A 6,592-nucleotide genomic window follows, 5' to 3' on the forward strand; every position below is an offset into this window, starting at 1 on the left:
CCCCCCCGCCCGAGGCACCGGCGAAGCCCGCGCCGGGCCTTTCGCCCGCCCGCCGGAAAAAGCCGGCGCGGGCGTGGCAGCGCATGCTGTCCGGGCGGCGGCTCGACCTGCTCGACCCCTCCCCCCTCGACGTGGAAATCGAGGACATCGCCCATGGCCTCGCCCGCGTCGCCCGCTGGAACGGGCAGACCTGCGGTGCCAACATCTTTTCGGTAGCGCAGCATTCGCTGCTGGTGGAGCGCCTGTCGCGCCGCTCCCACCCGGACCTCGACCCGCGCTGGCGGCTGTGCGTGCTGCTGCACGACGCCCCCGAATATGTGATCGGCGACATGATCTCGCCGTTCAAGGCGGTGCTGGGCGGTGACTACAAGGCGGTGGAGGCGCGGCTGCTGCATGCGATCTCCATCCGCTTCGGCCTGCCGACGCTCTGGCCCGCGCCCCTGGTCAAGATCGTGAAGGCCTGCGACCATGCCGCGGCCTATTTCGAGGCGACGCGCCTTGCCGGATTCGCCGCCGAGGAGGCACGCGCCTTCTTCGGCCGCCCGGCCCGCCTCGACGATGCGGCGGAAAAGGACTATCTCACCCCATGGGAGGCAGAAACCGCAAAAACGCGGTTTCTGAAACGGTTCGAGGAGCTGAAGCCATGATCCATGTCTGCTCCCTCGCCAAGCTGCACGATACGGTTGAGACCACGGGCGCGCGGCATGTCATCACGCTCATCAACGGGAGCACGGTTCTGACCCGTCCGAGCAATGTGGACCCCACCAATCACCTGTTCCTCGGCATCAACGACATCGTCGAGGAGATCGAGGGCATGGTGGCGCCGGACGAGACCCACATGCACGAGCTGTTCGAGTTCGTTCATGCCTGGCCGCGCGAGGCGCCCTTGGTGATCCATTGCTATGCCGGCATCTCGCGCTCTACCGCGGCGGCCTATGCCACCCTGTGCGCGCTGCTGCCGGACCGCGACGAGATGGAGCTGGCCCAGCGCCTGCGCCACGCCTCGGCCACCGCGACCCCCAATCCGCGCATCGTGGCGCTGGCCGATACGGTGCTGAAGCGGGAGGGACGGATGGTGGCCGCCATCCACGCCATCGGCCGCGGCACCGACGCGTTCGAGGGCGAGCCCTTCAGCCTGCCGGTGAGCTGAGGCGGGACTATCGGGCCGGCGCGCGTGCCGGACGGGAGGTGCGGCGTCATCCCAGCACGCAAACGAGGCCGGGCACCGGCACGCCCTTTTCGGCACGGGTGGAAGCCGGCTCCAGGAGCGCTACGGCGAGCCCCGCCGCCTGCGCCAGCGCGCGGACATGGCCAGCCCCGTGGGCATAGCGCAGGGTGTCGCGCAGGATGACACCGTCGCCGGCGTGGGTCTCCAGCGTGAAGGCGAAGAGCCCGTCAACGCGCAACGCCCGCCGCGCCGCGCGGAAGAGGGGGGCAAGGTCCGCCACGTAGCACAGGGCATCGGCGGCGAGGACGAGGTCGAGGCTGGCAGCGGGGACGGCCTCCAGCGCCGCGCCCATCTCGCCGGCCTCCAGCCGGGCATAGAGGCCAAGGGCCGCCGCCTTCTCCAGCATGGCGGGGGACAGGTCCACGCCGGAAAGGCGCTCCACCACCCGGGCGAACAGCACCCCGGCGAGCCCGGTGCCGCAGCCCAGGTCCAGCCCCTCGGCGAAGGCCAGCGTGCAGCCCCGCGCGGCCGCCGCCCGCGCCAGCGCCTCGAACAGCAATTCCGGCCCGCGATAGGCGAGCTTGTCGCGCAGGGCGGTGTCGAAGCGGTCGGCATATTGATCGAACAGGGTGCGCACATAGGCCGCCGACATGGCCCCCTCCGCCGGCGCCGCACCCAGCCGGGCGAGATGCAGCCCCGCCCCCAGCGCATCGTCGGGATCAAGGGCACGCACGCGCTCGAAAGCCTGCGCCGCGCCGCCGCGGTCCGCCAGCGCGGCGCGCGCCTCGCCCAGCAGGAACCAGGCGGCGGCGAAATGGGGGGCGTCCGCCACCGTCTCGGCCAGCAGCTCAGCGCAGGCGCTCGCATCGCCATCGGCGAGGAAGGCGCGGGCCCAGTCGAGCCGCCGGTCGAGCACCGGATCGCCGGATAGCAGGGTGAAGGCGGAATGAGCCACTGGACCGAAACCTCGCGAAACCGCTTTGCGCTTCCCATATAGGCGGCAAGCCCCGCGATAAAGACATGCGCCCGGAAGACCTGCTCTGCCCCTCGCCCAAGGGCCTTTATTCCCCCGCCGGCGACTTCTACGTGGACCCCACGCGCGCCGTGCCGCGGGCGGTGATCACCCACGGCCATTCGGACCATGCCCGCGCCGGCCACGCCCACGTGCTTGCCACCCGGCAGACGCTGGACCTCATGGCCATCCGCTACGGCGAAGGCTTTGCCGGCGCGACCCAGGCGCTGGCTTATGGCGAGGCGGTGGTCATCAACGGCGTGCGCGTGAGCCTGCACCCCGCCGGCCATGTGCTCGGCTCGGCCCAGGTCCGGCTGGAGAAGGACGGGCTCGTGATCGTGGTGTCCGGCGACTACAAGGATGCCGCCGATCCCACCTGCACCCCGTTCGAGCCGGTGCGCTGCCACGTCTTCGTCAGCGAGGCGACCTTCGGGCTGCCGGTGTTCCACCATCCCCCCGCGGCGGCCGAGACCGAGAAGCTGCTCGCCTCGGTGCGCATCTTCCCCGAGCGCACCCACATCGTCGGCGCCTATTCGCTGGGCAAGGCGCAACGGATGATGGCGCTGATGCGCGCCGCCGGCCACGACGCACCCATCTATGTGCATGGCGCGCTCACCGCCATCACCGACTATTACGGCGCGCAGGGCCTGGCCCTGGGCGATATCCTCCCGGTGAAGGGGACGGACAAGGCCGCCTTCGCCGGGGCGGTGGTGATCGCCCCGCCCTCTTCCATGACCGACATCTGGGCGCGGCGCTTCGCCGATCCCATCACCTGCTTTGCTTCCGGCTGGATGCGGGTGCGCGCCCGCGCCCGCCAGCGTGGCGTGGAACTGCCGCTGGTGGTGTCCGACCATGCGGACTGGGATGGCCTTTGCGCCTCCATCCAGGCCACCGGCTGCGAGGAGCTGTGGGTGACCCACGGCGCAGAAGATGCGCTGGTCCACTGGGCCCAGACCCGGCAATTGCGCGCCCGCCCGCTCCACATGGTGGGCTATGGCGAGGAGGACGAGGAGGCGGCTCCCACTGAGGGCGCGGCCCCGGGGGCGGCACCATGAACCGCTTCGCCGCCTTGCTCGACCGCATGTCCTATGAAGCCGGGCGCAACGCCAAGATCCGGCTGATGGCGGATTATTTCCGCACCACGCCGGACCCCGAGCGCGGCTTTGCGCTGGCCGCGCTCACCGGCGCGCTCTCCTTCGCCAATGCCAAGCCCGGCGTGGTGCGCGCCCTCATCATGGAGCGGGCCGACCCGGTGCTGTTCGAGATGTCCTACGATTATGTGGGCGACCTCTCGGAAACCGTCGCCCTCATGTGGCCGAGGCTGGAGGACGCCCCCGCCCACGTGCCGCTGCTCTCGGAGATCGTCCACGGCCTCTCCACCCTCTCCCGCTCCACCCTGCCCCGGCGCCTTGCCGACTGGCTCGACGGACTGGACGAGACCGGCCGCTGGGCGCTGCTGAAGCTCATCACCGGCGCCATGCGGGTGGGCGCCTCCGCCCGCCTCGCCAAGACCGCGGTGGCGAGCCTTGGAAGCGTGACGCCCGACGAGGTGGAACTGGTCTGGCCCGGCCTCGCGCCGCCCTATGAGGCGCTGTTCGCCTGGGTGGAGGGCCATGGGCCGCGCCCTGAGACCTCCAACCCCGCCCCGTTTCGCCCGGTGATGCTGGCCCACGCCATCGAGGAAGCCAATTTCGCCGACCTTAACCCCGGCGATTTCAGCGCCGAATGGAAGTGGGACGGCATCCGCGTGCAGGCGGTGGCCGGCACCGGGCCGGACGGGATGCGGGCGGTGCGGCTTTATTCCCGCACCGGCGAGGACATCTCCGAGGCCTTTCCCGATCTTGCGGACGCCATCGCCTTCGACGGCGCCATGGACGGGGAACTGCTCATCGTCCGCGCGGGCCGGGTGGAGCCGTTCAACGTGCTCCAGCAGCGGCTCAACCGCAAAACCGTCACGGTGAAGATGCTGGCGGAATTTCCCGCCCACATCCGCGCCTATGACCTGCTCGTGGAGGGCGGCGAGGACCTGCGCGCCCTGCCCTTCACCGCGCGCCGGGCGCGGCTGGAGGCGCTGGTGGGACGACTGTCGTCGCCGCGCATCGACCTTTCCCCGCTGGTGCCCTTCGCCGTCTGGGACGACCTCACCCGCGCCCGCGCGGACCCCGCCTCGGCCGGCGCGGGACCGGACGCCGAGGCGGTGGAAGGGGTGATGATCAAGCGCGCCGACAGCCCCTACCTGCCCGGCCGTCCCAAGGGGCCGTGGTGGAAATGGAAGCGCGATCCGCACACGGTGGATGCCGTGCTCATGTATGCCCAGCGCGGCCACGGCAAGCGCTCGTCCTTCTATTCGGACTACACCTTCGGGGTGTGGACGGAAGGCGAAGAGGGCGACGTGCTGGTGCCCGTGGGCAAGGCCTATTTCGGCTTCACCGACGAGGAGCTGAAGCTGATCGACGCCTTCGTGCGGCGCGCCACCATCAACCGCTTCGGCCCGGTGCGCGAGGTGGTGCACGAGAAGGACGAGGGGCTGGTGCTGGAAGTGGCCTTCGAGGGCCTCGCCCGCTCCACCCGCCACCGCTCCGGCATCGCCATGCGCTTCCCCCGCATCGCCCGCCTCAGGTGGGACAAGCCCCCGGGGGAGGCCGACCGGCTGGAGACGCTGGAGGCGCTGCTGAGGTAGGGGCCTTTATACCAACGGCTCCGGTCTTCGACCGAAGCCGAGAGGGTGTCGCTCAAGCGCCGCGCGGGCTTCATGCCAAGACCGATGAGGCACGCTCACCGGCCCTTGGCATTACTGGCTCGCCCAGATGATGCGGGCCATCCACTCCAGCTGGTCCAGCGGAATCTGACGGTCCTCGTGGGCGGGGTTGAGGGAGCGCAGCTCCACGTGGCGGGTGGTCCGGCGCACCAGTTCCTTGGCCAGGACCTCGCCCTCGCGGGTCTTCACCACCACCCGGTCGCCGCGCCGCACCGGCGTGCCCGGCGAGACCACCACGATGTCGCCGTCGCGATAGACCGGCTGCATGGAATCCCCCGCGATCTCCAGCGCATAGGCGTGCTGGTCCTCCACCTCGGGAAAGGCGATCTCGTCCCAGCCCGTGCCCACGGGAAAGCCGGCATCGTCGAAGAAGCCGCCGGAGCCCGCCTGGGCGAAGCCGATCTGCGGAATGGCGTGGATGGGACCCGTCAGCGGCTGGCTTTCCTCGGCGAAGCCGTGGGCCCCGCCGTGGCGCTCGTCCGCGGGCACCAGCATGGCGAAGAACAGCTCGGCGCTGGTGCCGGTGGCCGACAGGGCCTTGGCGATGCTCTCGGTGGAGGGCCAGCGCAGGCGGCCATCCGTGGTGATGCGCTTGGAGCGGTTGAAGGTGGTGGGGTCGAGCCCGGATCGCCGCGCCAGCCCCGACGTGGACAGCCCATGCTGTTCCGCGAGCTGGTCGATGGCACGCCAGACCTGGCCGTGAGTAAGCATGGAGCTTCCGTGTCCTGCTGCTTGAGTCCGGACAATAAGAATTTGTTCCCTGTTTGTACAGGACTTCTGTCCTGATGCAACCCTGAGACGCAGGAGGTTGCCGTTTTGTTCGATCCTGCGTAAGGGAGGATCTGAAGATCCCCGTCGCGGAGCTGCCCCGTGCCCGACCCCTCCCCTGTTGCTGCCGTCATCTTCAAGATCTGCCCCGCCGCTTTGTGGGCGCAGGCCGAAGCCGAGGGCGTGTTCTCCGGCGCGCCGGTGGACCACGCGGACGGCTATATCCATTTCTCCACCGCCGCACAGGCGCAGGAGACGGCGGCGCGGCATTTCAAGGGCGCGGGGGATCTCAAGCTCGTCGCGGTGGCGGCGGAACCCCTGGGCGCGGCCCTGCGCTGGGAGCCTTCGCGCGGCGGCGCCCTCTTCCCCCACCTCTACGGCCCCCTGCCGCTTGCCGCCGTGCTGTGGGTGAAGGACCTGCCGCTCGGGCCGGACGGCGCCCACGTCTTCCCCGACCTGGGCTGATCACGTCCCGAAGGTGCGGCGCTCCAGCGCCGGCAGGCGCAGCGCCTGGAACGCCCCGCGGGCGATGAGGAAGGCGAGGAAAGCCAGCCACAGGCCGTGATTGCCCAGCCCCCGCAGCCCCCACCAGGCGGCAAGATAGACGGCGAGGGCGCACAGCATCAGGTTGCGCATGTCGCGCGACCACAGGGCGCCGATATAGACCCCGTCGAAGGCATAGGCGGCGACGCCTGCCACCGGCAGCAGCGCGGCATAGATGAGGAAGGCGCGGGCCGCCGCGCGCACCTCTTCGCTCGTGGTCATGGCATCCACGATGGCCGGGCCGATGGCGAGATACAGCGCGCAGGCCACCAGCGCGAAGACCAGCCCCCAGATGAGGCACAGCCGCACCCCGGCGGAAAAGTCCGCCCGCCGCCGCCCGCCC

8 protein-coding genes are annotated in these 6,592 nt (G+C 70.5%); 5 read left to right on the forward strand and 3 right to left on the reverse strand.

Translation table 11 applies throughout. The features are described 5' to 3' along the window. Positions 1–83 precede the first annotated feature (83 nt). Positions 84–647, forward strand: a complete 564-nt coding sequence (locus K9U41_RS21020) for an HD family hydrolase (RefSeq protein WP_282642806.1) — start codon at positions 84–86, stop codon at positions 645–647. Further along, positions 644–1,150, forward strand: coding sequence for a tyrosine phosphatase family protein (locus tag K9U41_RS21025; RefSeq protein WP_282642799.1), 507 nt, complete (start codon positions 644–646; stop codon positions 1,148–1,150). The genes K9U41_RS21020 and K9U41_RS21025 overlap by 4 nt, the downstream gene beginning before the upstream one ends. Before the next feature lie 46 nt (positions 1,151–1,196). On the opposite strand, the gene K9U41_RS21030 is transcribed toward K9U41_RS21025, so the two are convergent. Continuing rightward, positions 1,197–2,123 (reverse strand): class I SAM-dependent DNA methyltransferase, encoded by a 927-nt coding sequence (locus K9U41_RS21030; protein ID WP_282642800.1) that lies wholly within the window; start codon positions 2,121–2,123, stop codon positions 1,197–1,199. Between the two features lie 65 nt (positions 2,124–2,188). On the opposite strand from K9U41_RS21030, the gene K9U41_RS21035 reads away from it, so the two are divergent. Both K9U41_RS21035 and K9U41_RS21040 read left to right on the forward strand, forming a co-directional pair. Next, positions 2,189–3,235, forward strand: a complete 1,047-nt coding sequence (locus tag K9U41_RS21035; protein WP_282642801.1) for a ligase-associated DNA damage response exonuclease — start codon at positions 2,189–2,191, stop codon at positions 3,233–3,235. Beyond that, complete coding sequence (locus K9U41_RS21040; protein WP_282642802.1) at positions 3,232–4,860, forward strand: cisplatin damage response ATP-dependent DNA ligase; 1,629 nt, start codon at positions 3,232–3,234, stop codon at positions 4,858–4,860. The genes K9U41_RS21035 and K9U41_RS21040 overlap by 4 nt, the downstream gene beginning before the upstream one ends. A 111-nt stretch (positions 4,861–4,971) precedes the next feature. Here the strand turns inward: K9U41_RS21040 and K9U41_RS21045 are convergent, their stop codons facing one another. Further along, positions 4,972–5,649: a S24 family peptidase gene (locus K9U41_RS21045; RefSeq protein ID WP_282642803.1), complete on the reverse strand. Its 678-nt coding sequence runs from the start codon at positions 5,647–5,649 to the stop codon at positions 4,972–4,974. 159 nt (positions 5,650–5,808) lie between these two features. On the opposite strand from K9U41_RS21045, the gene K9U41_RS21050 reads away from it, so the two are divergent. Continuing rightward, on the forward strand, positions 5,809–6,171 hold the full coding sequence (locus K9U41_RS21050; RefSeq protein WP_282642804.1) for a DUF952 domain-containing protein: 363 nt from the start codon (positions 5,809–5,811) through the stop codon (positions 6,169–6,171). Here K9U41_RS21050 and K9U41_RS21055 read toward each other — a convergent pair. Beyond that, the coding region (locus K9U41_RS21055) for an MATE family efflux transporter (RefSeq protein WP_282642805.1) at positions 6,172–6,592 on the reverse strand (421 nt) is incomplete at its 5' end. It abuts the gene before it with no gap.

It is taken from the genome of Xanthobacter autotrophicus (assembly GCF_029991245.1).
Classification (GTDB): domain Bacteria; phylum Pseudomonadota; class Alphaproteobacteria; order Rhizobiales; family Xanthobacteraceae; genus Xanthobacter; species Xanthobacter autotrophicus_C.